The following is a 24,451-nucleotide window of genomic DNA, read 5'->3' as shown; positions in this document are numbered from 1 at the left end:
CCGGCAAGGGAAGGCTGAATGACCACCAGCACACACATCACCCCGGGATTCCTGCCGGACTTCTGCAACCTGCGCACCGTGCTTGCCGTCGTGGTCATTGCGGAACTGCTGGTATTCGTACTGGTGCTCGCCCAGCCGGCGGGGGTCGATCCCTGGCAGGCGCTGAGCCTGTACTCTCTCTACGTGCAGTGGGTCGCTCTGGGCTGCACGGTGCTGCTGTGCCTGCTGCGTAATGCGCTCAACCGGTTGCCGCCCCTGACCGCGGGGCTGCTGGCCTGGCTGCTGGTGATGGCGGTCACCGCGCTGGTCGCTCATCTTGCCTGGACGCTGGTGCTGGTGGAGAGCGAGGGGACGTGGGCCGGTTTCATGCTGCGCAGTCTCGGACTCGCCGCCGTGGTGGCGGCGGTGGCGCTGCGCTATCTCTACCTGCAGCAGGACTGGCGCTGGCGCGTGGAGGCGGCGTCGGCCGCCCGGGTGCAGGCGCTGCAGGCGCGCATCCGCCCGCATTTCCTGTTCAACAGCCTGAACACCATTGCGGCCATGATCCGCTCCCGGCCCCGGCAGGCGGAGGCCGCCGTGGAGGATCTGGCCGATCTGTTCCGTGCCAGCCTCGAATCCGGTGAGGGGTTATCGACACTGGACGACGAGCTGGCGCTGGCGCAGGGGTATCTCAACATGGAACAGCTCCGCCTCGGCGACCGCCTGCAGATCGCCTGGGAGACCGACAACCTGCCGGGACAGGTACGGATTCCGTCCATGACGCTTCAGCCCCTTCTCGAGAATGCCGTCTATCATGGAATTGAGCCCCGGCGGGATGGTGGCCGGCTGGTGGTGTCCGGTCGGGTCCGGAACGGTGTGCTGCAGGTCTGCGTGCGCAATCCGTTGCCCCCGGACGGGGCGGCCGCGCGCGGGGGGTTCGGGATCGCCCAGGACAATGTCCGTGAGCGGCTGCGGCTTGCCTACGGCGACAAGGGGCACTTGAGCGTGCGGCAGGAGGACGACTGCTACAGCGTGTGCCTGACACTACCTTGCGACCCAAGGGAGGCGCGCGCGGGCCACGCGGAACGGGGGAGGGAGCATGCGCATTCTGATCGTGGATGACGAAGCACCGGCCCGGGAACGGCTGGCCCGCCATGTCGCTGATATCGGCGATCACCAGGTGGTCGGTACGGCGGCGGACGGTGACGAGGCGGTGCGCATGGCGCACAGCGAACAGCCCGATCTGGTGCTCATGGATATCCGCATGCCGGGCACCGATGGGGTGACCGCAGCCCGGGCGCTGGCCGAGATGGACGCGCCGCCAGCGGTGATCTTTGTCACGGCCTACGGCGAGCACGCCCTGGCGGCTTTCGATGCCGAGGCGGTGGATTACCTCGTGAAACCCGTGCGGCGGGAGCGTCTGGCCCAGGCACTGCGGCGAGCCCGCCGGATCACCCGTCCGCAGCTGGAGGCGTTAGCACGTGAAGCGCCGCCAGTTCAGGGGCCCCGTGAGCACATTCTCTGCCGCCGGCGCGGCGCCATGGAGCTGATCCCGGTTGCCGACGTACACTACTTCCAGGCAGATAACAAGTACGTCACGGTCTGCCATACCGGGGGTGAGGATCTCATCGAGGAGTCCCTGCGCCAGCTGGAGCACGAGTTCGGTGAGCGGTTCGTGCGCATTCACCGCAACGCACTGGTTGCCCGCGACCGTCTCGGCCGACTTGAGCGCGGACTCGGGGGGCGTCCCTACCTCGCGCTGCGCGGCACGGACTTTGCGCTGCAGGTGAGCCGGCGGCACGTGAGTCGCATCCGGCAGTTGCTGGAAGCCATGGGGTAGTGCCGGCGTGGCCGGTCGGCAGCGCCGTGGAACCATGGCATCCTATGCGGCCCTGGACATCCTGCTGACAAGAGGCCCTGATGCGCATCGACACCCTTCGAATCGCCACCCGCAAGTCACCGCTCGCCGTCTGGCAGGCCGAACACGTGGCCGGTCGTCTGCGCGCGGCCCACCCAGGCCTGCGGGTGGAGCTGGTGAAAATGAGCACGCGGGGCGACCGCATCCTGGATGCACCGCTGGCGCGCATCGGCGGCAAGGGGCTGTTCCTGAAGGAACTGGAAGAAGGGCTTCTGGACGGCCGCGCGGACATCGCCGTGCACTCCATGAAAGACGTGCCCGCCTTCATGACACAGGACCTGCACCTGCCCGTGATTCCGGAGCGCGGCGACCCCCGGGATGCGTTCCTGTCGGTCCACTACGCCACGCTCGCTGACATCCCCGAGGGCGGCGTGGTCGGCAGCGCGAGCCTGCGGCGGCAGAGCCAGATCCGGGCGGTAAGGCCGGACCTGCACGTGGAAACCCTGCGCGGCAGCGTCAACACCCGGCTTGCCAAGCTCGACGAGGGGCAATTCGACGCCATCGTCCTCGCCACCTCCGGGCTGCAGCGGTTGCAGCTGCAGGCGCGCATCACCCGTACCCTGCCCCCGGAAGAAAGCCTGCCCGCCGTGGGTCAGGGGGCGCTCGGTATTCAGTGCCGGGTGGGTGACACCGACGTCGAAGAGCTCATCCGGCCGCTGGATCACGAGGACAGCCACATCCGCGTTGCGGCCGAGCGCGCCATGAACCGGGAGCTGGAGGGCAGCTGTCAGGTACCCATCGGCGCCTATGCGGAGCTGGATGGCGATCGGCTCCACCTGCGCGGGCTGGTGGGCTCCCCGGACGGCCGCGAGATGATTCGCGGCGAGCTCACCGGTGCGGCTGAAGACGCCGATGACATCGGCTCCAGGCTTGGCCGTGACCTCCTGGGCCGCGGTGCGCGGGAGATCCTCCAGCGTCTGTTTGCCGAAGCCGAGGAACCGCCCCGGTGACCGCCGGTGACCAGCCGCTCGTCGGTGTCGGCGTCCTGGTAACCCGGCCCGCGCACCAGGCAGGGCCGCTTTGCGACGCCCTGGCAGCCCGGGGGGCGGCTGTAACGCGGTTTCCGGTCATTGCCATCGGCGCGGCACCCGATCCCCAGGCTCTGGATCGCGGGCTGGATCGTCTCGACTGTGCCGATCTGGTGATCTTTGTCAGCCCGAATGCGGTGGATGCCCTGTTTCGGCGTCTGGCGGAGCGGGGGCAACCCTGGCCCGCCGGGGTCGCGGTAGCCACCGTAGGCCGGGGCACCGCGCGCGCGCTTGCGGCCCGGGACGTAGCGGCCACGGTGGTTCCGGCTGATGGTTACGACAGTGAGGCGCTGCTCGCGCAGCCCCCGCTCCGACACGTACGCGGCCAGCGCGCTATGCTGGTGCGAGGGGATGGCGGACGTGAACTGCTCCGGGAGACCCTGGAGCAGCGGGGGGCAACGGTGGAGGTGCTGTCCGCCTACCGCCGCGAGTTGCCCGACGTGGACCCGGCAGAGCTGGATCGCGCATGGGCCCGTAGCGCCCTGGACGTGGCGGTGGTCACCAGCGGCAATGCCCTGGAGAATCTGGTCATGCTTGCCGGTGAGCAGCGGCGGTCAAGGCTTCTCGGCACCGGGCTGGTGGTGATCAGTGAGCGGGTTGCGGCCCGGGCCTCGGGCCTCGGGTTCTGCAATGGTATCGTGACTGCAGAAGGCCCGGATACCGATGCCCTCGCGGCGGGGGTTGAGCGCTGGGTGGCAGGCAAGCGGAGACAGGCGAATTCATGAACGACGCGTCGACACATCACGGTAAGCAGGACGAGGCGGTGACGGATTCCAACGATAACACCACGGCGGATGCCGCACCGGAGGAAACCACCCAGCCCCAGGCCGATGCGAACGGTGGCGGCGCCAAGGGCGCGACTGGAACGCCCTCCGGTGGTGGCGGTGATCGTGGCGGTGACCGGCGCGCCGCCGTGCTGGCCGCAGTCGCCCTGCTCATCGCGCTGATCGTCGCCGGCCTTGGTGGCATGGGGGGCTGGTGGGTCTGGGAGCGCTTCCAGGCCCTGGAGCGGGCCAGCGATGATTATGCCGAGCGCATGGAAGTAGCGGAGGTGCGCGAGCGTTTCGACAGCCTCGAAGGCAATCTCACGGGCCGTGTCGACAATCTGGCCCAGGAGCACAGCAGTCACGTACAGAGCCTGGCGCGGGCAGAGGAGACCATGCGCACCGTGCGGGATCAGCACGATGGCGCCCAGGAGCGCATGGATCGCATCGAAGAGCTGGCCGCCGCTCACCGCGACGAGTGGATTCTCTCCGAGGCGGGCTACCTGTACGGCGTTGCCCGTTACCGGGCGCGGTTCCACGGTGATGTGAACGGCGCGCTGCAGGCGCTGCGCGAGGCGGACAGCCTGCTCGAGGAGCTGGGCGGCGCCACTGTCGATCAGCGCCAGGCCGTGGCCGACGCCATCAACGCCCTGCTCGACGTGCGCCTGCCCGACCGCGAGGCCATGGCCGCGGACCTGCGCGCGCTCATCAACGGGGTCGACGAGTGGAGCCTGAAGCGGGTGGAGCGGCGCGTGGAGCCGGCAGAGGCGCCTCGTCAGCGGGATGCCCAGCTGGACAGCCTTGCCGGCTGGCGGGATGCCGGGCTGCGCGCCTGGGAGCAGTTCCGGGATGCCATCGGTTCGCTGGTGGTGGTCCGACGGGATGACGCCCCGCCGCGCCTCATGGCCCCGGAAGAGAGTCACTACCTGCGGGAGAATCTCCGCCTGCAGCTGCTCTCCGCCCGCGCCGCCCTGCTGCAGGGTGACGCCGCTACATACCGGGACAGCCTGGACGACGTGGGTGTATGGCTCGACCGGCACTTCGACGCCGAAGACGAAGCGGTGAGCGACGCGCGCGAGACGGTCAGCCGGTTGCGCGATACGGACGTGGAAGCCGACATGCCGGATCTCGGGGAGAAACTCCCCGAGCGCCGCCTCCCTGGCCGGAACAACATGGAGGACGGTGAATGAAACGCCTTTTCCTGTTCCTGCTGGTGCTGTTCGCCAGCGCCGTTACCGCACTCTGGTTTCACGAGCAGGCCGGCTATGTGCTGATCTCCGTCGGCGACCTGACCATGGAGACCAGCCTGTTCTTCGCCGTGGGTGTGCTGGTCGTGGTGGTGGTCGGTCTGCTGCTGGTGACCGGTATTGTCCGCCGGGTCGGCGCCATGCCCCGCGGTATGCGGCGCTGGCTGGCCGATCGCCGCGCCGGGCGCTCCCGCGACCAGCTCGTCCGCGGACTGGCCCGCCTGGCCGAAGGCGACTATCAGGAAGCCGAACGCCTGCTGATCCGCGCCGTGGACCGCAGCGAGACCTCGGTGCTGCATTACCTCAGTGCCGCCTGGGCCGCACACCGGGCCGGTGCCGATGGCCGCCGTGACAGCTATCTGGCCATGGCCGACAAGGCCGACCCCGATGCACAGCTAGCCATCGGTCTGCTGCAGGCCCAGCTTTACCTCGAAGATGAACAGTGGGAGACGGCGTTCGCGACGCTCAACCTGCTGCAGGAGCGCTATCCGCGCAACCCGCGGGTGCTGGAGATGCTGGCGCGGGCGTGCGAGGTGCTCGGCGAGGCGGACCGGCTGCTGGATCTACTGCCACGGTTGCGTCGGCACGCAGACATGGATTCGGAGCGCCTGCACGGGCTTGGCCTGACGGCCGCAACCGGTGTTCTGGAACAGGCACGCCGGCGCGGTCGCGAGGCGCTGGAGCGCGCCTGGGAGCGGCTGCCGCGGGCGATGCAGGAGGATACGGAGGTGTTGCTTGCCTACGTCGACGGCATGCTGGAGCTCGCTCCGGGCAGTGAGCAGCTCGAGAAACGGCTGCGTCTGGCGCTGCGCAAGGACTGGGATACTCGCATCATCGAGCGTTACGGGCGGCTGCAGCTGGACGACCCCGAGCGCGCCTTCAACGTCGCCGAGGGCTGGCTGCGGGAGCACCCGGAAGATCCCACCCTGTTGCTGGCCGTGGGGCGGCTCGCCATTCGCAGCAGCCTCTGGGGCCGGGCGCGGTCCTACCTGGAGGCATCGGCCTCCCGGCAGCCCAGTGCCGAGGCCTTTTATCTGCTGGCCGATCTGCTGGAGCACCTGGGCGAACGCGATGCCGCCCGGCGAGCGTATCGCCGCGCCGCCGAGCATTCCGGCGGCTTCCGCGCGCTGCCCGAGCTGGATGGCGTGCGGCGGCAGGAGCCGGCCACCGCGGAGTCGTGAGTCCCGGGTGCGGGGGCGCGGGGCCGCCCGCACCCGGCGACCATGATCAGGACAGGGTGAGCACCGTGGAGCCGGTGGTCTGTCTGCCTTCCAGCGCGCGGTGCGCGTCGGCGGCCTGCGCCAGCGGGAAACGATGATTCACCTCGATGGTGACCACACCCTTTTCCACAAGCTCGAACAGTTCCCCCGCCGCCGTCTCCAGGTCCTTGCGCGCCGCCACGTAATGGAACAGCGTCGGGCGGGTGAGGAACAGCGAGCCCTTGGCGGCGAGCTGACCGACGTTGAGCGGCTCCACCGGCCCGGAGGACTGCCCGAAACTCACCAGCAGCCCGCGCGGCGACAGGCAGTCCAGCGACGGCAGAAAGGTGGACTGCCCCACCGAGTCGTAGACCACCGGCACGCCCTTGCCGCCGGTCAGCTCCCGGACGCGCTCGACGAAATCCTCGGTGTTGTAGTTGATCGGGTGGTCGCAGCCGTGGGCGTGCGCGAGCTCCGCCTTCTCCGGGCTGCCGACGGTACCGATCACGGTGGCGCCGAGGTGCTTCGCCCACTGGCATGCGATCAGCCCCACGCCGCCCGCCGCCGCGTGCACGAGAATGGTGTCGCCGGCTTTCACCGGGTAGGTGCGCCGCAGCAGGTACCACGCCGTCATGCCCTTAAGCATCATGGCGGCGGCGGTCTCGTCACTGATGCCGTCCGGCACCTTTACCAGGCGGTCGGCCGCCATCACCCGCTGCTCGGTATAGGCGCCGGGCGGGCCGGCGGCGTAGGCGACGCGGTCCCCGGGCGCGATGTGGTCGACGCCCTCGCCCACGGCTTCCACCACGCCGGCCGCCTCCATGCCGGGGGTGAAGGGGAGCTGCGGTGGCGGGTACAGCCCGGTGCGGAAGTACACGTCGATGAAGTTCAGGCCCACAACCGTGTGGCGCACCAGTGCCTCGCCGGCACCGGGGGTGCCGACCTCCACCGCTTCCCACCGCATCTGTTCCGGGCCGCCCGTTTCATGGACTACGATCGCCTGGGTCATGGGGTTCACCTCGCTCTGTGTTGGAGCCGCACGCAAGTGCCGGCTGCCGTCTCAGTCTGGGGACGCCTCGCCAGCGTTCTCTTCCGGCGTCGGATTCATCATCGCCGCCTCCACCGCCGCCAGCGCGGTCATGTTGATGATGCCGCGCACGGTCACCGACGGCGTGAGAATGTGCGCCGGTTTGTCCGAGCCCAGCAGGATCGGCCCCACGGAGACGCCGTCGCTGGTGGCCTTGAGCAGGTTGAAGGCGATGTTCGACGCGTCCAGGGTCGGCAGGATCAGCAGGTTTGCTGTGCCCTGCAGGCGCGCATTGGGGAAGATGCGCCGGCGGATCTCCTCGGAGATGGCGGCGTCTCCATGCATCTCCCCTTCCACCTCCAGGTTCGGGTCCCGCGCCTCGATGAGTTCCAGGGCGTCGCGCATCTTCTGCGCCGACGCGGCGCTGGACGAGCCGAAACTGGAATGAGACAGCAGGGCGACTTTCGGCATCATGCCGAAGCGGCGCACCTCGTCCGCGGCGAGAATGGTCATCTCGGCGAGCTGCGCCGGTGTGGGATCCTGATTGACATAGGTGTCGCACAGGAAGAACGTGCCCTTGGGCAGAATCAGTGCGCTCATGGCGGCGAGATTGCGCACGCCCTGGCGCCGGCCGAGCACGGACTCGATGTGCGCCAGCTGCCTGTGATAGCGGCCGTCGATGCCGCAGATCATGGCGTCCGCCTCCTCCCGGCGCACCATCAGCGCGGCAATCACTGTATTGCGGGTGCGCACCACGTTCCGCGCCTGGTCGGGGGTGACGCCCTTGCGCTCCATGATGGAGTGATAGAGCGTCCAGTACTCACGGTAGCGCGGGTCGTCCTCGGGATCGGCGAGCTCGAAGTCCTCGTCGATTTTCAGGCGCAGGCCGAGGCGCTCGATGCGCATCTCCACGACCTTGCGACGGCCGATGAGAATGGGCCTGGCCAGGCCGTCATCCACCACCACCTGCACGGCCCGCAGCACGCGCTCCTGTTCGCCTTCGGCATACACCACGCGGCGGGGATGCTGGCGGGCCCGCTCGAACAGCGGCTTCATCACCAGCCCGGACTGGAACACGAACTGGTTGAGGCGCAGCTTGTAGGCGGCCATGTCCTCGATGGGTCGGGCGGCCACGCCGGATTCCATGGCGGCCTTCGCCACAGCCGGCGCCACCCGGGAGATCAGTCGCGGGTCGAACGGTTTCGGGATCAGATAGTCGCGCCCGAACTGCAGCGGCTTGCCGCCGTAGGCCGCCACCACCACGTCCGACGACTCCTCGGTGGCGAGGTTGGCAATGGCCTCGACGCAGGCCAGTTTCATTTCGTCGTTGATGGTGGTGGCGCCCACGTCCAGCGCACCGCGGAAGATGAACGGAAAACACAGGACGTTGTTGACCTGGTTCGGGTAGTCGGAGCGACCCGTGGCGATGATGCAGTCGGGGCGCTCCTCCTGGGCCTCTTCCGGAATAATCTCCGGTGTGGGGTTGGCCATGGCGAACACCAGCGGGTCGCGCGCCATCTTTGCCACCATGCCGCGGGTGAGCACGCCGGGCCCGGAGAGCCCGATGAAGATGTCGGCGCCGTCCATGGCGTCGTCCAGGGTGCGGGCGTCGGTGTCGCGGGCGAAACTGGCCTTGCGCGCATCCAGGTTGTCGCGCCCGGTGTGGATGACCCCGCGGGAGTCGAGCATGGTGATGTGCTCGCGCTTCATGCCCAGCCCCACCAGCAGCTCCAGGCAGGCCATGGCGGCGGCGCCGGCGCCGGAGCAGACCACGGTGACATCGGCGATGGCCTTGTCCACGACGCGCAGGCCGTTGCGCACCGCGGCGGCGGTGATGATGGCGGTACCGTGCTGGTCGTCGTGGAACACCGGGATGTTCATGCGCTCCTTGAGCTTCTCTTCGATCTCGAAGCATTCGGGCGCCTTGATGTCTTCCAGATTGATGCCGCCGAAGGTGGGCTCCAGGCTGGCGACGATGTCCACGAACCGGTCGGGGTCGTTCTCCTGCACTTCCACGTCGAAGACGTCGATGCCAGAGAACTTCTTGAACAGCACCCCCTTGCCTTCCATGACCGGCTTGGAGGCGAGCGGACCGATATTGCCCAGGCCCAGCACGGCCGTGCCGTTGGTGACCACGCCCACCAGGTTGCCCCGGGCCGTGACGCTGGCCGCTTCCTTCTCGTCCTCGACGATCAGTTCGCAGGCGGCGGCGACGCCGGGGGAGTAGGCCAGCGCCAGGTCGCGCTGGTTGGCGAGGGGTTTGGTCGGGACGACCTGCAGCTTCCCGGGGGTGGGCTGGCGATGGTATTCGAGTGCATTCTCACGCAGGTCGTCTGACATTCCTCTCTCCGCAGCATCTGGTTGGCGTTCCGGCGTCGGTGGCCGGATCGGCATGAAAGCGTTCTATCATAACGCCCGCGTCCACGGCGCTTCCACCTGACGCCGGCGTCAGTCTCCGGTTGTGGGTGGCGTCACGCCGCGGTCCGCCCCTCCTCCAGAAAGCGTCGGGTCCGCTCCAGGAACGCCCGGGGCTGTTCTGCGTGCAGCCAGTGGCCGGCATCCGGCAGCGACTCGATGCCGGCGGCGGGAAACAGGGCGTGGATGGCGGCGTGGGCGGACTCCGGCACGTAATCGGAGTTGGCGCCGTGCAGGAACAGTGTCGGCCCGTCGTAGTGGCCGTCCATGGCCGGGAAATCGGCGATCACCGGGAGGTTTGCCTCCAGCGCCTGCAGCGGAATCCGCCAGGCGAAGGCGCCGTCCCGCGATTCCAGGTTGGTGAGCAGGAACTGCCGTAGCCCCGCCTCGGGGATGTCGTCGGCCAGCGCTTCGCTGGCTGCGGCCCGGGAGCCCAGGCGCTGCGGGTCCATGCGCTGCAGCGCGCGCAGCAGCCGCCCGTGGCCGTGATCGCCGTAGCGGATGGGGGCGATGTCCGCCACCAGCAGGCGCCGGACGTACTCGGGGTGGGTCAGCGCCAGCGCCATGGCCACCTTGCCGCCCATGCTGTGGCCGATGACGGTACCCGGCGGGATGCCGTAGTGATCCAGCGTGTCCGCCACGGCGGCCGCCATGTCCGGGTAGGCCATGGTGTCCACATGGGGTGACTGGCCGTGGTTGTGGAGGTCCATGACCACCACCTGATGGTCAGTGGCCAGGTCCCGTGCGATGCGGTTCCAGTTGGTCCCGGAGCCGAACAGGCCGTGCAGGACGACCACGGGCTCGCCCTCACCCTGGATCCGGGTATGCAGCAGCGTTTCACTCATGCGGTTTCGTTGTCCTGGTATTGTCCCTGCCGCCGTGTCGACAGCACGGCGACGTTCTTGAGGTCCTGGACGGCGACGGTGAGCATGGACAGATCCGGCTGACCGAGGGTGCCGATGTCATCCAGGGTTTGCGCCAGGCGTCCGGTCGGCCCGGCCATGGCGGTCTGCCACTCCTGCACCTGTTCTTCGGGGGTGCGGGCGGCATCGTCGCCCTGCAACACGCTGGTGGCGAGCAGCCGCAGGTAGAGCGCGAAGTCGTCCTCCAGGCCGAGCCGGCAACGCTCTTCCCACTGGGTTGTGGTGGTCAGCCCCCGCACGGCGTTATCCAGCCAGCGCAGGCCCAGGCTGTGACCCAGCTGGTAGTAGACGGCGGCGGCGCGGCCGGGTGTGCAGCCCGTGTCCTCGGCAATCAGGGAGATGTCCATGGCCGCGCCGAGGGGGGCGAGCTGGGCGATGTCCCGGGCCAGTGCCTCGGGCACGCCCCCGGCGACCAGCTCCGCCGCGTGCTCGGCCTGGGCGTCCTGGTCCGGCGCCGGCAGCAGCGCGTCCAGTTCGCCGGCGAGACCGGCGACAACGCCGGCAAGATGGTCGCTGGTGCGGGCGTCGGAGAGGCTGCCGGGCAGGTGGCGCAGCAGCCAGAGCGCCGTGCGTTCGGCCAGGATCAGGATGTCCAGGCGCAGCTGCTGCTGGAGGTCGGCGGAGATGCGGTTGTCCTGGGTGTCCAGCGCATCCCAGAGCTGCTCCAGGCCGAAGATCCGGCGTGCGGCGAAGTACGCCCGTGCCACGTCGCCCGCGGGTACACCGGTCTTGTCGGCCATGCGGAAGAGGAATCCGGCGCCCATGCGGTTGAGCATGTCGTTGGTGATCTGGGTGGCGATGATCTCCCGGCGCAGGCGGTGGTCCGGCATATGATTGCGGTGCTTGTCCTGCAAGGGGGAGGGAAAGTACCGCACCAGCACGTCCTGCAGGCTGGCGTCGTCCACCAGATCGGTGTCCACTAGGGCGCGGAAGCCGGCCAGCTTGGCGTGGGCGAGCAGCACCGCAAGCTCCGGACGCATCAGGCCGGAGCCCGCCTGCGCCCGCTCCTCGATGGCCATGTCGTCGGGCAGGCTTTCCAACTGGCGGTCCAGCTCGCCCGCCTGCTCCAGGGCCCGGATCTGGCGCGCATGTTCGCCGAGCAGCTCCGGCGCCCGGTACTCCATGGTGCTCAGAGCCTCGGTCTGGCGGTAGTTGTCCTCCAGCACCAGCCGCGCCACTTCGTCGGACATGTCCGCCAGCAGGCGCTTGCGCTGTTTCTCGGTGAGGTCGCCACGCTCCATCTCCTCGTTGAGCAGAATCTTGATGTTGACCTCGTGGTCCGAGCAGCTGACGCCGCCGGCGTTGTCGATGGCGTCGGTATTGATGCGGCCGCCGTTGCGGGCGAACTCGATGCGGCCCAGCTGCGTGACGCCGAGGTTGCCGCCTTCGCCGACCACCTTGCAGCGGAGCTGCGCCGCGTCCACCCGCACGGGATCGTTGGCGCGGTCGCCCACGTCCAGGTGGGTCTCCTCCACCGACTTGATGTAGGTGCCGATGCCGCCGTTCCAGAAGAGGTCCACGGGCGCCTTGAGGATGGCCTGCATGAGCTGGTTGGGCGCCATCTGCTGCTCGTCGATGCCCAGTGCGTCGCGGGCCTCGGGACTCAGCTCGATGGACTTGGCGCTGCGCGGATAGACGCCGCCACCGCGGGAGAGGAGCTTGCGGTTGTAGTCGTCCCAGCTCGACCGGGCCTTGTCGAACAGGCGTTTTCGCTCGGCGTAGCCGGTGGCCGGATCCGGTTCCGGGTCGATGAAGATATGGCGGTGGTCAAAGGCGGCCACCAGGCGGATCTGCTCGGACAGCAGCATGCCGTTGCCGAAGACGTCACCGGACATGTCCCCCACGCCGGCCACGGTGAACGGCTGACGCTGGGTGTCTTGCCCCAGCTCACGGAAATGCCGCATGACCGCCACCCAGGCGCCGCGGGCCGTGATCCCCATCTTCTTGTGGTCGTAGCCGTTGGAGCCACCCGATGCAAAGGCGTCGCGGAGCCAGAAACCGTACTCCTCCGCCAGGCCGTTGGCGATATCGGAGAACGTGGCCGTGCCCTTGTCGGCGGCGACCACCAGGTAAGGGTCGTCCTCGTCGTGGCGCACGACCCGCGGTGGTGGCTCCACGGCATCGCCCACGTAGTTGTCGGTGACGTCCAGCAGGCCGCGGATGAACAGGCGATAACAGGCCTGCACCTCTGCCGGCTGGGCGTCGCGCTCCTCCGGCAGCTGCTTGGCCACGAACCCGCCCTTGGCGCCCACGGGCACGATGACGGCGTTCTTCACCATCTGCGCCTTCATCAGCCCCAGTACTTCGGTGCGGTAGTCTTCCTTGCGCTCCGACCAGCGCAGCCCGCCCCGGGCCACCTTGCCGCCGCGCAGGTGTACGCCCTCGGTACGTGGCGAGTAGACGTAGATCTCGAAGGCGGGCCACGGTTTGGGCATCTCCGGAATGCGTTCCGGGATCAGCTTGAGGCTGAGGTACGCGTGGCGCCGGCCGTCGCGGTCGCGTTGGTAGGCGTTGGTGCGGACGGTGGCCTGAATCGCGGCGAGCAGCCGGCGCAGCATGCGGTCCTCGTCCAGGCTGGGGACGTCGTGCAGCGCGCGCTCAATCTGCTCGGCCATGCGCCCGGCGCGCTTGGCGTCCACCCGGTCCGGATCGAAGCGGTTGTGGAACAGGCGGATCAACAGCCGCGTGATGCGCGGGTTGTTGGCGAGTGTTTCCTCCATGTACGCCTGGCTGTAGGCGGTGCCAGCCTGGCGCAGGTAGCGGCTGTAGGCGCGCAGCACCACGATTTCGTCCCAGGCCAGCCGGGCGGCGAGGACCAGATGGTTGAAGCCGTCGTCATCCGCCTGTCGCCGCCACACGGCGCCGAAAGCCTGCTCGAAGTATTCCCGCACCTGCTCCACGTCCAGGTCGCCGCCGGGGTAGCGGAGGCCGAAATCGTGGATCCATGCGGGCTGGTCATTGCCCGTGGCATGGACCACGTAGGGGCGCTCGTCGAGCACCTGCACGCCCATGTTCTCGAGAATGGGCATGGCGTCGGAGAGGGTGACGCTGTCGCCGCGGTGGTAGAGCCGCAGCCGCAGGCGGTCTTCGGGTGCCTCGAGCGGGCGGTAGAGCACGATGTTCAGGTTGGCGTCGGTGTCCAGCTGTTCCAGCCGCTCGATGTCGTGGGCGGCGGCCCGGGCCGACGTGTCCTCGCGATACGCCGCGCCGAAGCCCTGACCGTAACGCTCGTAAAGGCTGTTGCCGCGCGCCTCGCCGTAGTACTCGCGCAGCGCTTCGTGCAGATCGTCGGTCCATGCGCGCACGGTGGCTGCCAGGCGGCGCTCCAGCTCCTGGTGATCCTGTTCCAGATCGGCGCCGGGGCTCACGTGCAGGATGAAGTGAATGCGCGCCAGCACGGATTCCGACAGGTTGACCGTGAACTCCGAGTGCTCGGACTGGAACGCCGATTCCAGCAGGCTCTGCATGCGCTGGCGCACATCCGTGTTGTAACGGTCCCGGGGCGCGAACACCAGGCAGGAGACGAACCGGCGGTAGGTGTCGTGGCGGACGAACAACCGCACCTGCTGGCGGTCCTGCAGCTGCAGGATGCCCATGGCGATGTCGTGCAGGGTGTCCGGATGAATCTGGAACAGTTCGTCGCGCGGATAGGTCTCCAGGATGTTGATCAGCGCCTTGCTCGCGTGACCGGGATAGGGCAGGTCGGCGCGCTCCATGACCGTCTGGATCTTGCGCCGCAGCAACGGAATCTCGCGTGGATTGCGGTTGTAGGCCGCCGAGGTGTACAGCCCCAGGAAGCGGTGTTCGCCGATGACCTTGCCGTCGGCGTCCAGCCGTTTCACGCCCACGTAGTCCATGTAGCCGGGCCGGTGCACCGTGGCCCGGTGGTTGGACTTGGTCAGGATCAGGGTCTCCGGGTCGCGCGCCAGGGCCTTTACCGCCGCCGGCAGTGCGTTGAAGCTCTCCGACGACCCCTTGCCGGACAGCCGTCGCAGGATGCCGAGCCCCGAGCCCTTGACCGGTGTCAGGGCGTCCTTGCGGCCCTGGCGCTCCAGGTCGTAGCAGCGGTAGCCCAGAAAGGTGAAATGGTCCTCTGCCAGCCAGTCGAGGAAGGCCAGGCTTTCGTCCCGATCCGGCCCGGCGGGTGCGGTCCCGGCAAGCTGGGACCGCGCCTCTGCGATGCGCTCGCGCATGCCCTTCCAGTCCGCCACCACCTGTTCCACGTCGTCCAGGACGTGCTGGACGTCGTCGTGGACGGCGTCCATGGTCTCGCGGCTGCTCTGGCGGTCCACCTCGAAATGCATCCACGCCTCCCGAACGCCCGCCTTCTCCTCGGCGGCGTCCGGGTTGACCTGTTCGATCTCCCCCTGGGCGTTACGCCGGGCCACGATGATGGGATGGATGATCAGGTGCACGGTGAGGTTGTGCCGGTTGAGGGCCATGGCGACCGAGTCCACCAGAAAGGGCTGGTCGTCGCAGATGATCTGCACGATCGTGTGGCTCGATTCCCAGCCGTGTTGCTCCGTCTCCGGGTTGTAGACGTGGATCCGGGCCTGTCCCGGGCGCCGCCGCCGGGCGAGATGCCAGTGGGAGAGCACCGCGCCGTAGAGGTCGGCCGGGTCCCGCTGCACCATGTCTTCCGCCGCGACGCGCAGGTAGTACCCGCGGACCAGTCCCTTGATCGTTTCACACGCCTCCCTGGGCCAGCGCTCGTCGATCCGTTGCTCCACTGCGTCCAGCAGTTCCCGCTTGCGCCCTTCCGGTCCGGTTCGCATGGGTTGCGGCCCCTTCTTGTTGGTGTCCGGCTTCTCCCAGCATACGAGTTGCGCTGCCGGAGTGCACCCTGACAGCGGCATGCCGTATGCCCTGCAGCGGCGGTATCCGTTAGACTGCCTGCGGGGCGTCAGCCACAGGGCAAGGGGAGTAATCGATGAGTCCGTCCTTCGAGGAACAGCAGCGCCGGGTCAAGCGCCACTTCCGCAACGGTACGCCGGATGCCGACGACCAGACACGCATCGCGCTGTATCTGCAGGCGGTCAAGGGGATCAACGTCGCCGTGCTCGCCAAGCTCGAATGGCAGCCGGTGGACTGGCTGCCGTACCGGTTTCTCCACGGCCAGTACTACCGCGAGCTTGAACTCACCACCCTGCTGGGCCGGGCCACCCAGTGGTCGTCCCAGTCGTTGATCTACATGGAGGCGGCGACCCTGAGCATGGACCTGTGGTCCCGCACCGAGGCGGCCCGTTACCTGCCGGGGTTTTTCGAAGTAGACGAACGCTTCTACAGCTACCTCGCGCTCAGCCACGCGTTCATGTCGGTGCTGCGTTTCATGCCGCTGGTGCCGCCCGCCGTGGATGTGGAGGCCGATCCGTTCCTGAGCGCGCTCAAGGCCATCGAGGACGAGAACGGGCGCCAGATCCAGACGCAGATCCGCATGCTCAAGGACCTGGATGCCGGCCTGTCACGGCAGGAGCGCGAGCGGCTGGTGGAGACCCAGCGCGAGCGCGTCGAGGCCTGTTTCGCCCAGCTCCTGGCGACCCTCGGGCAACCGCCCGGCAAGGGTCTGGAAGAGGAGAGCGACTGAATGCCGAGCTTCGAGCACGAGGGCAAGTCCCTGTACTACGAGCTGCACGGGCGCGAGGGTGACCCGGTGGTGACCATCGTCAACGGGCTCTCCATGCGCACCAACCACTGGGCACCCTATTTCGAGCTGCTGCCCGCCCGCGGCTGCCGCGTGCTCACCTACGACATGGTGGGCCAGGGGGCGTCGTCCAAGCCGGTGCTCGGGGCCGACTTCGACGACCACGCCACCATGCTGGCGGCGCTGCATGCCCACCTGGGCATTGAGCGACCCTACGTGTTCGGCATCTCCTTTGGTGGTGTGGTGGCCCTGAAGTACGCCATCCGCTACCCGCAGCGCATTGGCGGGCTGCTGCCCGTGAGCACCTTCTCGGAGCTGGACCCGCAGCTGGAAGGCCACGCGGTCAACCTCTATCAGGGGCTCGCGCGGGTGGGGTTCGAGTTCTACCTGGACCTGCTGATGCCGCTGAATTTCAGCAACCAGTACATCGCCGCCAACCGCGATCTGGTGCACCTGATCAAGCGCGTGGGGGCATCCACCAACGAGCTCTACGGCATCCAGAATCTCATGGAGTCGCTGTCGGATTTCCGCTCGCTGACGCCGGAGCTCGCCTCCATCGACTGCCCGACGCTGATCATGAACGGCGAGTTCGACTACCTCACGCCGCGCCATCTGCACGACATCATGCGCCGCCATATCCGTTCGTCACGGCTGATTCTCGTGCCGCGGGTGTGTCATGCCTTCACCCTGGAGATCCCGGAGCTGACCAGTCGACTGATCGGCGATTTCGTCAAGTCGGTGGAAGCGGGCGAATGGGTGGGTGATCAGAGTGTCTGGATCGCCGACGAGCACCCCGATGCCAAGGTGGCGTTGACCCGCTGCGAACAGGACCATCTGCGCGCCATCCCGGTGCCGGAGCCGGACAGGCCGGCGCGCGCACCGCGGCGCGAGAATGGCCCGGGCAGCAAGACGAAGTCGGCGGCGGGCAAGGGGCAGGCCCGCACCAAGGCGGCGTCGGGCGGGACGAAAGCATCGACCAGCGGCAAGAAAGCAACGGCCCGCAAGAAGGCGCCCAGCGGCCAGCGGTAGCCGGCGGCGCGACCGTATCACCGAGCGCCGGACGCCCCCTGCACGCCCAGCACCCGCGCCTGGGCTCGCCGGCGCAGGAGCATGTCCCAGCCGACGCCCACGGCCAGGGCGAGGAAGCCTGCCAGTTCCACGGCCATGGTGTAGTGCACGAACAGGGCATAGCACACCACCAGCGCGCCCGCCGTAGCCACGACCACGGGCGCGGCATTGCGGTGATAGCGGATGCCCGGGGCGATGGCCGCGACGGTCAGTGCGGTGAACAGGGCGATCAGGGCGGCCCACAGCCCTTCGTTGACGCCGACGCCGGCCCCCATGGCCGCCAGCATGCCCAGTGCCGCCAGGGTGCCGTAGCAGGTGAGCAGTGCCAGGCCGAGACTGGCGACGCCGACGACACCACGGCGCCAGAGGGATTTCACGCCGCGCACCGGGTTCAGGCGGCGCGCCCAGTGCCAGAGGGCGCCCGGTGGCCGTTCCCCCCGCTGCATGGCCAGTTCCACGGCGTGCGCACCGAAGCTTGCGGCGATCTCGCGGGTCTGGGCGCTGGGGCTGTGGGCGAAATAGTCCAGCGAGCGGACAATGTGAATGTCCTCGAAACCGGCGTCACGGAACAGGGCCAGCAGGTCCTCGTCCACCGTGGCGCCCACCACGCACTCCACCCAAAGGCGCGGGTCGTCGCTGCAGTCCACGGTCACCGGGCGACGGATGACCACGTCCGCGATTTGCAGGCGACCGCCCGGCCGCAGCACCCGGAACATCTCGGCCACCGCGCGGCGCTTGTCCGGGACCAGGTTCAGGGCGCCGTTGCTGGTGATGCTGTCGACAGTCTCATCGGCCAGCGGCAGGCGCTCCGCCGAGGCTTCCATGACGCTCACGTTGGCCACGCCGGCTTCGCGGACTGCGGCGTGAATGCGCCGGGTCATGCCGCGGGTGAGGTCAAGGGCGATCACGTGGCCGGCATCGCCCGTGAGCTGTGCGGCGATCAGGGCGTCGTTGCCAGCGCCGGCGCCGATGTCCAGGGTGGTGTCCCCGGGCCGGATCGCGCCGCCGGAGAACGGGTAGCCGACGCCGGCGAAGGCGTTTGCGGCGGTGGCGGGGAGACGGTCGAGCTGCTCGGATGGGTAGCCGATGGCGCTTGCGGCCGATCGGCCCACGGGGAAATGGAAATGGTCATCCGGCGACGCGGCCACCGCGGTGTACATCTCGCGGACGGCCGCGAAGATCTGCCGGCGCGAATACCCCAGTATCGCCACCATGGCGCTACCCTCCGCTTCAGGAGCACAGGGTCAGTAGCGATCGAGCACCTTCTTCAGCCGTTGCCGCAACCGCTCGGGTGCCGGCGCCGTGCCCGTGCGATGAACCCGTGCCCGCAGACGCTTCTCGAACTCCGCCCGTGTAAAGCAGTCGCGACACCGCCCCAGGTGCCGGTCGATGGCGGCCAGGTGCGCGTCGTCCAGCTCTTCGTCCAGGTAGGCGAAAAGCTGCTCCAGGACCTCCTCGCAGGTCAGGTCATCCTGGCTCATTGTGGCTCCTCGCCGGTTCCCGGGCGGGTCGGGTGTGGCGGCTCACCGTGCTCCGCCTGCCGACCATAGTCCCATAAGGCCTTCTGCAGCAGCCCGCGTCCGCGACTCAGTCGGGAGCGTACCGTCCCTACGGGCACTGCAAGCAGCGCCGCCGCCTCCTCGTAGGTATACCCCTGCAGTTCCACCAGCACAACCACCACGCGGTAGGTGTCCGGAAGGGCGTCCACGGCGCGGGCCAGGTCGGCGTGATCCAGCCCCTCCACGAACTGCTCCTCCGGCGTTCCCCACCACAGGAGAAACGGCTGATGGAGCTTGCGGAACAGGGAAAAGGAGGCGGCGTCCTCGGCATCCGCCGGAAGCGCGTCCCATGGCGTCTCGCGATCCTGCCGGCACCGCCGTCGCCGCCAGAGACTCACGAAGGTGTTGTTGAGAATACGGAACAGCCAACCCTCGAAACGTGCCCAGTCCCTCAGCTCGGGGAGCTTCTCCCAGGCCCGTGCCACCGCCTCGGCGACCACGTCTTCGGCGTCATCGGGATCACGGGTCAGGCGCAGCGCGGTGCCGTAGAGCCTGTCCAGCAGGCCCTCCAGTTCCTCCTCGAAGCGCCGCCGCAACGCCTCGCGCTGCCGGCGCTGGTTGTTCTCCCCGGCTGTCATTGCTTCCCCCGCGTGGAGGACGTCGGCGCGACCCTCCCGTCACCACCAAGTCTAGTCGCTCGCCACGACGGCCCGGGGTTGGGAACTATTTGGCCCCCGCGGTGCGTCCTTGCGATTACCCCGGGGCGTGCCCCGGGCAACCACAACAGAGAAACCGAGGAGACACGGCAATGACCACGGCAACAGTAATCCGCGAATCAGGCCTGGTGAATCAGGACGCCCTGCGCCGGAAGGTTCAGGACATGTACCGCCGGGTGGCGAAGGAGCCGGAGGGGGACTTCCACTTCGCCATGGGACGGCCTCTGGCCGAAGAACTCGGTTACCCGCCGGCCGACCTGGACCGGATTCCCCGGCAGGCCCTGGAGTCCTTCGCCGGAGTGGGACACTTTCTGCCCCTGGCCGCCATCCGCGACGGCGAAACGGTGGTGGACCTGGGCAGCGGCTCCGGTACCGACGCCTTCCTCGCCGCCCTCTACACCGGACCCACCGGCCGGGTGATGGGGCTCGACATGACCGCCGAGCAGCGCGAGAAGGCCGAACGCCTCGCCCGGGAAACCGGGTTCACCAACATCACCTTCCACGCCGGCTACATCGAGGAAACGCCTTTCGACAGCGGCTCGGTGGACGTGGTGATCAGCAACGGCGTCATCAACCTCTCCGCCGAGAAGGACCGCGTGTTCGCCGAAATCGCCCGCATTCTGCGCCCCGGCGGACGGCTGGCGCTGTCCGACATCGTCACCGAGCGGCAGCTGCCGGAAAAGGTGAAGTGCGACGCCACCCTGTGGGCGGCCTGCATCGGCGGCGCCATGCAGCAGGACGACTACAGCGGCGGCATCACTGCCGCGGGGCTTGAGGTGGTCGCGGTGCAGGACAACCCCCAGTACCGCTTCCTCACCGACGCCGCCCAGGGGGCCAGCCGTGCCTATGGGGTGAAGAGCGTCAACCTGCTGGCCACCAAGCCGGAGTAGTGCAACAGCAATCACCGAAAAGGAGAACCGTCATGAAACAGTCCATCCTGATCACCGCCGTCTCGGCCCTCACCCTGGGGCTGTCCACCGCCATGGCCGCTGACGGCCACGATAACGCCGAAAGCGGCGGACATGTGTTCGTCAAGGCCGACGAGCTGGAATGGGGGCCGGTGGGATCCATGGGCGATGGCGCGGAGATCGCCGTCATCGAGGGCGACCTTGCCGAGGAGGAGCCGTTCACGTTCCGCCTGCGCCTGGAGGACGGCTACCGCATCAAGCCGCACATCCACCCGGCCTACGAACGCGGCACCATTCTGCAAGGGACGTTGCACTTTGCCCATGGTGAGGCCTTCGACGCCGACAACACCACGGCTCTGCCGGAGGGGAGTACCTTCATCATGCCGCCGGGGGCCCCGATGTACGGGTACGCCGAAGGCGAGGTGATCTTCCAGCTGCACGGTACCGGGCCGTGGGGCATCGAGTACCTGGACCCGGAGCACGACCCGCGGCAATAGCCGCAATGCGCGCCGCCACGGCAGCCCCGTGGCGGCGCAACCACCCGCGAGGACCGTGAGGGAGGTGGACTGCCATGGGCCGGAACCCGGTCATCCACCGCATGGGCGCATGCCTGGCCCACTGCTGGCTCCGGCGTGCCCAACCGGTGCCTGTACTGAAACCGGTGCTGATGCTGGCGGCCGTGCTGCTGGTGCTGGTGAAGGTTGGCGCCGAGCCGCCCCAGTGGCTGCTTCAGGGCACCGACAGCGTGGCCGTGCTGGTGGCGGCCTGCGTGGTCTACGCCCTGCTTCTGGCGATCCCGTTCGTGCCCTCGGTGGAGATCGGCCTGCTGATCATGGTGCTGTTCGGCGTCCCCGGCGCGCTGGGGGCGTATCTGGCCACCTGTACCGGCCTTATGATGGCCTACGCCATCGGCGGCAGGCTCGGTTCGGGCACGCGCCGCCTGCAGCAATTCCACCGGGCCGGAAGTCGTCTGCACCGCCTGAGCGCACACCTGCCCGCAGGCGCCCTTCCGGTGCTGTCACTGGTGATGCTGCTGAACATGCCGGGGAATACGGCGGTCGGGGGTGGTGGCGGTATCGCCATGGCCTACGGCGCCGGTCGCCTGCTCACCTGGCGCGTGTATCTCGCCACCGTGGGCGTGGGCACGGGTCTGCTGCCATTGGCCTTCGTAACCGGCCTGGTGGGTATCGAACAGTTCGCCGGCTGGACCGGTCGCGGCTGAAGCCGCTCCCACTGGAGCGACTGCACGGTCGGCCCGGGAGCCACGCGATGCAGTCGCGGCGGTTGTCAGTAACCGCCGCGACTGTGCCGGCCATTACATGCGGAACGCCACGGCGGCCTGGTTGTAGCCCACGCCGGAACCGATCATGACCACCAGATCGCCGCTCTTGATGCGCCCCTCATCCACGCTCTTGGAGAGCGCCATGGGGATGCAGGCGGAGCCGGTGTAACCCCACTTCTGCATGATCATGGGGGCCTTCTCCAGCGGCAGGCCGATGTTCTGCGCGGCCAGCTCCACGGTGTGGCGGTTCACCTGGGTGAAGATGACCTGGTCCACGTCGTCGACGGTGAAGCCGTTCTGCTCCGAGAGGCGCTTGAACAGCAGCGGCCAGCCCTCGTCGTTGATCTCCGGCGGGTAGCGCTTGACCATGCGCACGTTGGTGCGGCCGGCCTGCACCGATTCCACCGAGGCCGGCTCGGCGGTGCCGCCGGAGTAGATGCCCCAGCAGTCGGAGTAATCGCCGTCGGCCAGGAACGAGCTACCGATGAAGCCCGGCTCGTCAGAAGGCTCCACCACCGCGGCGCCGGCGCCGTCACCGTAGAAGAACACCGTGGGGTCTTCCGGGTCGGCCAGCTTGCGCATCATGTAGACCCCCACCACGAGAATGGTGCGGAAATGCTTGTTGGTGGCCAGCAGCCCGGCGGCGTTCGCCAGCGCGGTCGGGAACGAGGCGCAGGCGCAGGCGACATCGAAGGTGCCGGCCTGTTTCGCACCCAGCTTCTGCTGCAGCACCACGGAGGTGGATGGCGTGATGTAGTCGGGGGAGTCGGTGCCCAGGATGATGAGGTCCACATCCTCCGGCTTCCGTCCCGCCTTCTCCAGCGCCTGCTTCGCCGCCGGCAGCGCCAGGTCGGAGGAGGCCCAGTCGTCCGGCGCGTACCAGCGCTGCTCGATGCCGGTGCCGGCGGCCAGTTTGCCCACGACTTCGGGCTTGTCCAGTGCGGTGAAGCGCTCGTTCAGCTGTTCGTTGGTGATGCAGCGCTCGGGCAGATAGTGTGCCGTGGAAACGATCTTGGCGTGGCGATTCATGGGTTACGGACCTCTGCTACAGAAACCTGACTCGGCTGTCATGCGAAGGGCCAGAGTACCCCAAACACCCCGACAAGAAAATGGCCTTGTGCGGTGCAATGCGGGCGGGAGTCAGCGGATGTGAAGCAGTTCCGTCAGCAGCCGGGTATCCAGGTGCGAGCCCACCAGGTCGCCGAGCCGATCCAGCTCCTGCTCCCGGTGCGCCTGGTAATCCACGCCCTCGCCGGTTGCCAGCCCGGCGCGCGCCAGCAGCGCGTTGGCGGCGGTCGGCGCGTCGAACAGGCCGTGGACGTAACACCCCGCCACCTGACCGTCCGCGCTCACCGCGCCATCCGCACGATCCCCGAGCCGGATCAGCGGCCGCGCCAGATCGGCGCCGGTGGTGATGCCGTTGTGTATCTCGTAGCCCCGCAGCGGCGCGTCCTCGGGGATCAGGGTGCCGGTGACGTCGCGAAGCTGTTTGCCGGCGATCAGGCGCGTGTGCAGATCCAGCAGACCGAGCCCGGCGCTGGTGCCGGCATCGCCTTCCAGGCCGTCCGGGTCCGCGACACTGTGCCCGAGCATTTGGTAACCGCCGCAGATGCCGAGCACGTGCCCGCCGTAGCGGAGGTGGCGCAGCAGGACCTCGTCCCATCCCTGTTCCCGCAGCCAGGCCAGGTCCGCGCGGGTGCTCTTGCTGCCGGGGAGAATAATCAGATCGCCCGGCGGCGGCGTCTGCCCGGGGCCGATGAAGTGCAGGGCCACCTGCGGGTGCAGCCGCAGGGGGTCGAAGTCGTTGTGATTGCTCATGCGCGGCAGCGCGGGCACCACCACCTGCAGAGCGTCGGCGCCGGGAGCCGTGCCCGTGCGGCCGATGCTGTCCTCGGCGTCCAGCACCAGCCCCTGGACGAAGGGCAGAACGCCCGCCACGGGGGTGCCCGTGTGCCGGTGCAGCCAGTCCAGGCCACTGTCCAGCAGTGCCGGGTCGCCGCGGAAGCGGTTGATCACGAAAGCGCGGATGCGATCGCGCTCCGGTGCCGACACCAGCTCCAGCGTGCCGACAAGCTGCGCAAAGACGCCGCCCCGGTCGATGTCGCCCACCAGCAGCACCGGGCAGTCCGCCGCCTCGGCAAAGCCCATGTTGGCGATGTCGTTGGCGCGCAGATTGATCTCCGCCGGGCTGCCGGCCCCTTCGGCGATGATGACGTCGTAACGGGCCGACAGGCTCTCCCATGCGGCCATGACGGCCTCCCGGGCGCTGGCCTTGAAGCCGTGGTAGTCCACCGCGTCCATGTTGCCGTAGACCTGCCCGCGCAGGATGACCTGGGCGCCCCGGTCGCTCTGGGGTTTCAGCAGCACCGGGTTCATGTCGCTGTGCGGCTCGACGCCGCAGGCCAGCGCCTGCAGCGCCGTGGAGCGGCCGATCTCGCCGCCGTCACTGGTGACGGCGCTGTTCAGGGCCATGTTCTGGGGCTTGAAGGGCGCCACTGACACGCCCTGGTTGCGCAGCCACCGGCACAGGGCGGCCACCACCGTGCTCTTGCCGGCGTCGGAGGTGGTGCCCTGGATCATGAGTGTCGGCATGGTGATGTCTCGTTGTTACCCGCAGCAAACCGCATGATCGTAGGGTGGACCTTCAGGTCCACCGTGGAGCGTCGACAACCTGTTCCGGTCCGTCGATTGCAGGATGGTGGGCCTGAAGGTCCACCCTTGTATCTTATCGGTTGTGTGGAAGAGGACGACCACACAAGGGCCGGGTGAGCTCGAGTCCACCCGAAGAGCGTTGACTCTGTGACGTAGATTCAGCCCCCGGCCCTCTCTTTGACCTG

At 68.3% G+C, this 24,451-nt stretch carries 20 protein-coding genes; 11 read left to right on the top strand and 9 right to left on the bottom strand.

The window, feature by feature from the left end:
- Positions 1-18: 18 nt before the first annotated feature.
- The 6 genes from ACNSTU_RS08325 (at position 19) to ACNSTU_RS08300 (ending at position 6,117) form a co-directional block, all read left to right on the top strand.
- A complete protein-coding gene (locus ACNSTU_RS08325; protein WP_290633641.1) occupies positions 19-1,101 on the top strand; it encodes a sensor histidine kinase in 1,083 nt (360 codons plus the stop codon).
- Entirely contained in the window at positions 1,079-1,819 is a 741-nt protein-coding gene (locus ACNSTU_RS08320) for a LytR/AlgR family response regulator transcription factor (protein ID WP_290633639.1), read from the top strand. Before ACNSTU_RS08325 ends, ACNSTU_RS08320 begins: the two co-directional genes overlap by 23 nt.
- Positions 1,820-1,899: 80 nt before the next feature.
- A complete protein-coding gene (hemC, locus tag ACNSTU_RS08315) occupies positions 1,900-2,847 on the top strand; it encodes a hydroxymethylbilane synthase (protein ID WP_290633637.1) in 948 nt (315 codons plus the stop codon).
- A complete protein-coding gene (locus ACNSTU_RS08310; RefSeq protein ID WP_290633635.1) occupies positions 2,844-3,650 on the top strand; it encodes a uroporphyrinogen-III synthase in 807 nt (268 codons plus the stop codon). Before hemC ends, ACNSTU_RS08310 begins: the two co-directional genes overlap by 4 nt.
- Positions 3,647-4,879, top strand: coding sequence for a uroporphyrinogen-III C-methyltransferase (locus ACNSTU_RS08305; RefSeq protein WP_290633633.1), 1,233 nt, complete (start codon positions 3,647-3,649; stop codon positions 4,877-4,879). The genes ACNSTU_RS08310 and ACNSTU_RS08305 overlap by 4 nt, the downstream gene beginning before the upstream one ends.
- Positions 4,876-6,117, top strand: coding sequence for a heme biosynthesis HemY N-terminal domain-containing protein (locus ACNSTU_RS08300; RefSeq protein WP_290633632.1), 1,242 nt, complete (start codon positions 4,876-4,878; stop codon positions 6,115-6,117). Before ACNSTU_RS08305 ends, ACNSTU_RS08300 begins: the two co-directional genes overlap by 4 nt.
- A 46-nt stretch (positions 6,118-6,163) precedes the next feature.
- On the opposite strand, the gene ACNSTU_RS08295 is transcribed toward ACNSTU_RS08300, so the two are convergent.
- The 4 genes from ACNSTU_RS08295 to ACNSTU_RS08280 form a co-directional block, all read right to left on the bottom strand.
- Entirely contained in the window at positions 6,164-7,144 is a 981-nt protein-coding gene (locus ACNSTU_RS08295; protein ID WP_290633630.1) for a quinone oxidoreductase family protein, read from the bottom strand.
- Positions 7,145-7,195: 51 nt separating this feature from the next.
- Positions 7,196-9,502, bottom strand: coding sequence for an NADP-dependent malic enzyme (locus tag ACNSTU_RS08290; protein ID WP_290637371.1), 2,307 nt, complete (start codon positions 9,500-9,502; stop codon positions 7,196-7,198).
- A 131-nt stretch (positions 9,503-9,633) separates the two neighbouring features.
- A complete protein-coding gene (locus ACNSTU_RS08285; RefSeq protein WP_290637369.1) occupies positions 9,634-10,422 on the bottom strand; it encodes an alpha/beta fold hydrolase in 789 nt (262 codons plus the stop codon).
- Positions 10,419-15,275: an NAD-glutamate dehydrogenase gene (locus ACNSTU_RS08280; protein ID WP_418212255.1), complete on the bottom strand. Its 4,857-nt coding sequence runs from the start codon at positions 15,273-15,275 to the stop codon at positions 10,419-10,421. The genes ACNSTU_RS08285 and ACNSTU_RS08280 overlap by 4 nt, the downstream gene beginning before the upstream one ends.
- Before the next feature lie 155 nt (positions 15,276-15,430).
- On the opposite strand from ACNSTU_RS08280, the gene ACNSTU_RS08275 reads away from it, so the two are divergent.
- Positions 15,431-16,084 (top strand): hypothetical protein, encoded by a 654-nt coding sequence (locus ACNSTU_RS08275; RefSeq protein WP_418212254.1) that lies wholly within the window; start codon positions 15,431-15,433, stop codon positions 16,082-16,084.
- On the top strand, positions 16,085-17,170 hold the full coding sequence (locus ACNSTU_RS08270; protein ID WP_418212253.1) for an alpha/beta fold hydrolase: 1,086 nt from the start codon (positions 16,085-16,087) through the stop codon (positions 17,168-17,170).
- A gap of 17 nt (positions 17,171-17,187) precedes the next feature.
- Here the strand turns inward: ACNSTU_RS08270 and ACNSTU_RS08265 are convergent, their stop codons facing one another.
- The 3 genes from ACNSTU_RS08265 to ACNSTU_RS08255 are packed head-to-tail and all read right to left on the bottom strand — an operon-like array spanning position 17,188 to position 19,346.
- Positions 17,188-18,423, bottom strand: coding sequence for a MerC family mercury resistance protein (locus ACNSTU_RS08265; protein ID WP_418212252.1), 1,236 nt, complete (start codon positions 18,421-18,423; stop codon positions 17,188-17,190).
- A gap of 30 nt (positions 18,424-18,453) precedes the next feature.
- Complete coding sequence (locus ACNSTU_RS08260; RefSeq protein ID WP_418212251.1) at positions 18,454-18,690, bottom strand: anti-sigma factor family protein; 237 nt, start codon at positions 18,688-18,690, stop codon at positions 18,454-18,456.
- Positions 18,687-19,346, bottom strand: coding sequence for an RNA polymerase sigma factor (locus ACNSTU_RS08255; RefSeq protein WP_418212250.1), 660 nt, complete (start codon positions 19,344-19,346; stop codon positions 18,687-18,689). Before ACNSTU_RS08255 ends, ACNSTU_RS08260 begins: the two co-directional genes overlap by 4 nt.
- A gap of 170 nt (positions 19,347-19,516) precedes the next feature.
- On the opposite strand from ACNSTU_RS08255, the gene ACNSTU_RS08250 reads away from it, so the two are divergent.
- From ACNSTU_RS08250 to ACNSTU_RS08240, 3 genes are all read left to right on the top strand, one after another.
- Positions 19,517-20,314, top strand: a complete 798-nt coding sequence (locus tag ACNSTU_RS08250) for a methyltransferase domain-containing protein (RefSeq protein WP_418212249.1) — start codon at positions 19,517-19,519, stop codon at positions 20,312-20,314.
- Between the two features lie 32 nt (positions 20,315-20,346).
- Positions 20,347-20,829 carry a cupin domain-containing protein gene (locus tag ACNSTU_RS08245; RefSeq protein ID WP_418212248.1) on the top strand — a complete coding sequence of 161 codons (483 nt, stop codon included), beginning with the start codon at positions 20,347-20,349 and terminating at the stop codon, positions 20,827-20,829.
- A 74-nt stretch (positions 20,830-20,903) separates the two neighbouring features.
- Positions 20,904-21,554 carry a hypothetical protein gene (locus tag ACNSTU_RS08240; RefSeq protein ID WP_418212247.1) on the top strand — a complete coding sequence of 217 codons (651 nt, stop codon included), beginning with the start codon at positions 20,904-20,906 and terminating at the stop codon, positions 21,552-21,554.
- Between the two features lie 93 nt (positions 21,555-21,647).
- On the opposite strand, the gene ACNSTU_RS08235 is transcribed toward ACNSTU_RS08240, so the two are convergent.
- Positions 21,648-22,643, bottom strand: a complete 996-nt coding sequence (locus ACNSTU_RS08235; RefSeq protein ID WP_418212246.1) for a 3-oxoacyl-ACP synthase III family protein — start codon at positions 22,641-22,643, stop codon at positions 21,648-21,650.
- Positions 22,644-22,754: 111 nt separating this feature from the next.
- Positions 22,755-24,206 (bottom strand): cobyric acid synthase, encoded by a 1,452-nt coding sequence (locus ACNSTU_RS08230; protein ID WP_418212245.1) that lies wholly within the window; start codon positions 24,204-24,206, stop codon positions 22,755-22,757.
- Positions 24,207-24,451: the final 245 nt, after the last annotated feature.

Source organism: Aquisalimonas sp. APHAB1-3, assembly GCF_048323695.1.
GTDB lineage: Bacteria > Pseudomonadota > Gammaproteobacteria > Nitrococcales > Aquisalimonadaceae > Aquisalimonas.
Note: the sequence above shows the minus strand (reverse complement) of the source record. Positions and strands in the feature narration are given on the sequence as shown.

Coding starts and splice junctions, on each gene's coding strand:
- ACNSTU_RS08325 (WP_290633641.1), top strand. CDS start 19: ATGACCACCAGCACACACATCACCCCGGGATTCCTGCCGGACTTCTGC.
- ACNSTU_RS08320 (WP_290633639.1), top strand. CDS start 1,079: ATGCGCATTCTGATCGTGGATGACGAAGCACCGGCCCGGGAACGGCTG.
- hemC (WP_290633637.1), top strand. CDS start 1,900: ATGCGCATCGACACCCTTCGAATCGCCACCCGCAAGTCACCGCTCGCC.
- ACNSTU_RS08305 (WP_290633633.1), top strand. CDS start 3,647: ATGAACGACGCGTCGACACATCACGGTAAGCAGGACGAGGCGGTGACG.
- ACNSTU_RS08300 (WP_290633632.1), top strand. CDS start 4,876: ATGAAACGCCTTTTCCTGTTCCTGCTGGTGCTGTTCGCCAGCGCCGTT.
- ACNSTU_RS08295 (WP_290633630.1), bottom strand. CDS start 7,144: ATGACCCAGGCGATCGTAGTCCATGAAACGGGCGGCCCGGAACAGATG.
- ACNSTU_RS08290 (WP_290637371.1), bottom strand. CDS start 9,502: ATGTCAGACGACCTGCGTGAGAATGCACTCGAATACCATCGCCAGCCC.
- ACNSTU_RS08285 (WP_290637369.1), bottom strand. CDS start 10,422: ATGAGTGAAACGCTGCTGCATACCCGGATCCAGGGTGAGGGCGAGCCC.
- ACNSTU_RS08280 (WP_418212255.1), bottom strand. CDS start 15,275: ATGCGAACCGGACCGGAAGGGCGCAAGCGGGAACTGCTGGACGCAGTG.
- ACNSTU_RS08275 (WP_418212254.1), top strand. CDS start 15,431: ATGAGTCCGTCCTTCGAGGAACAGCAGCGCCGGGTCAAGCGCCACTTC.
- ACNSTU_RS08270 (WP_418212253.1), top strand. CDS start 16,085: ATGCCGAGCTTCGAGCACGAGGGCAAGTCCCTGTACTACGAGCTGCAC.
- ACNSTU_RS08265 (WP_418212252.1), bottom strand. CDS start 18,423: ATGGTGGCGATACTGGGGTATTCGCGCCGGCAGATCTTCGCGGCCGTC.
- ACNSTU_RS08260 (WP_418212251.1), bottom strand. CDS start 18,690: ATGAGCCAGGATGACCTGACCTGCGAGGAGGTCCTGGAGCAGCTTTTC.
- ACNSTU_RS08255 (WP_418212250.1), bottom strand. CDS start 19,346: ATGACAGCCGGGGAGAACAACCAGCGCCGGCAGCGCGAGGCGTTGCGG.
- ACNSTU_RS08250 (WP_418212249.1), top strand. CDS start 19,517: ATGACCACGGCAACAGTAATCCGCGAATCAGGCCTGGTGAATCAGGAC.
- ACNSTU_RS08245 (WP_418212248.1), top strand. CDS start 20,347: ATGAAACAGTCCATCCTGATCACCGCCGTCTCGGCCCTCACCCTGGGG.
- ACNSTU_RS08240 (WP_418212247.1), top strand. CDS start 20,904: ATGGGCCGGAACCCGGTCATCCACCGCATGGGCGCATGCCTGGCCCAC.
- ACNSTU_RS08235 (WP_418212246.1), bottom strand. CDS start 22,643: ATGAATCGCCACGCCAAGATCGTTTCCACGGCACACTATCTGCCCGAG.
- ACNSTU_RS08230 (WP_418212245.1), bottom strand. CDS start 24,206: ATGCCGACACTCATGATCCAGGGCACCACCTCCGACGCCGGCAAGAGC.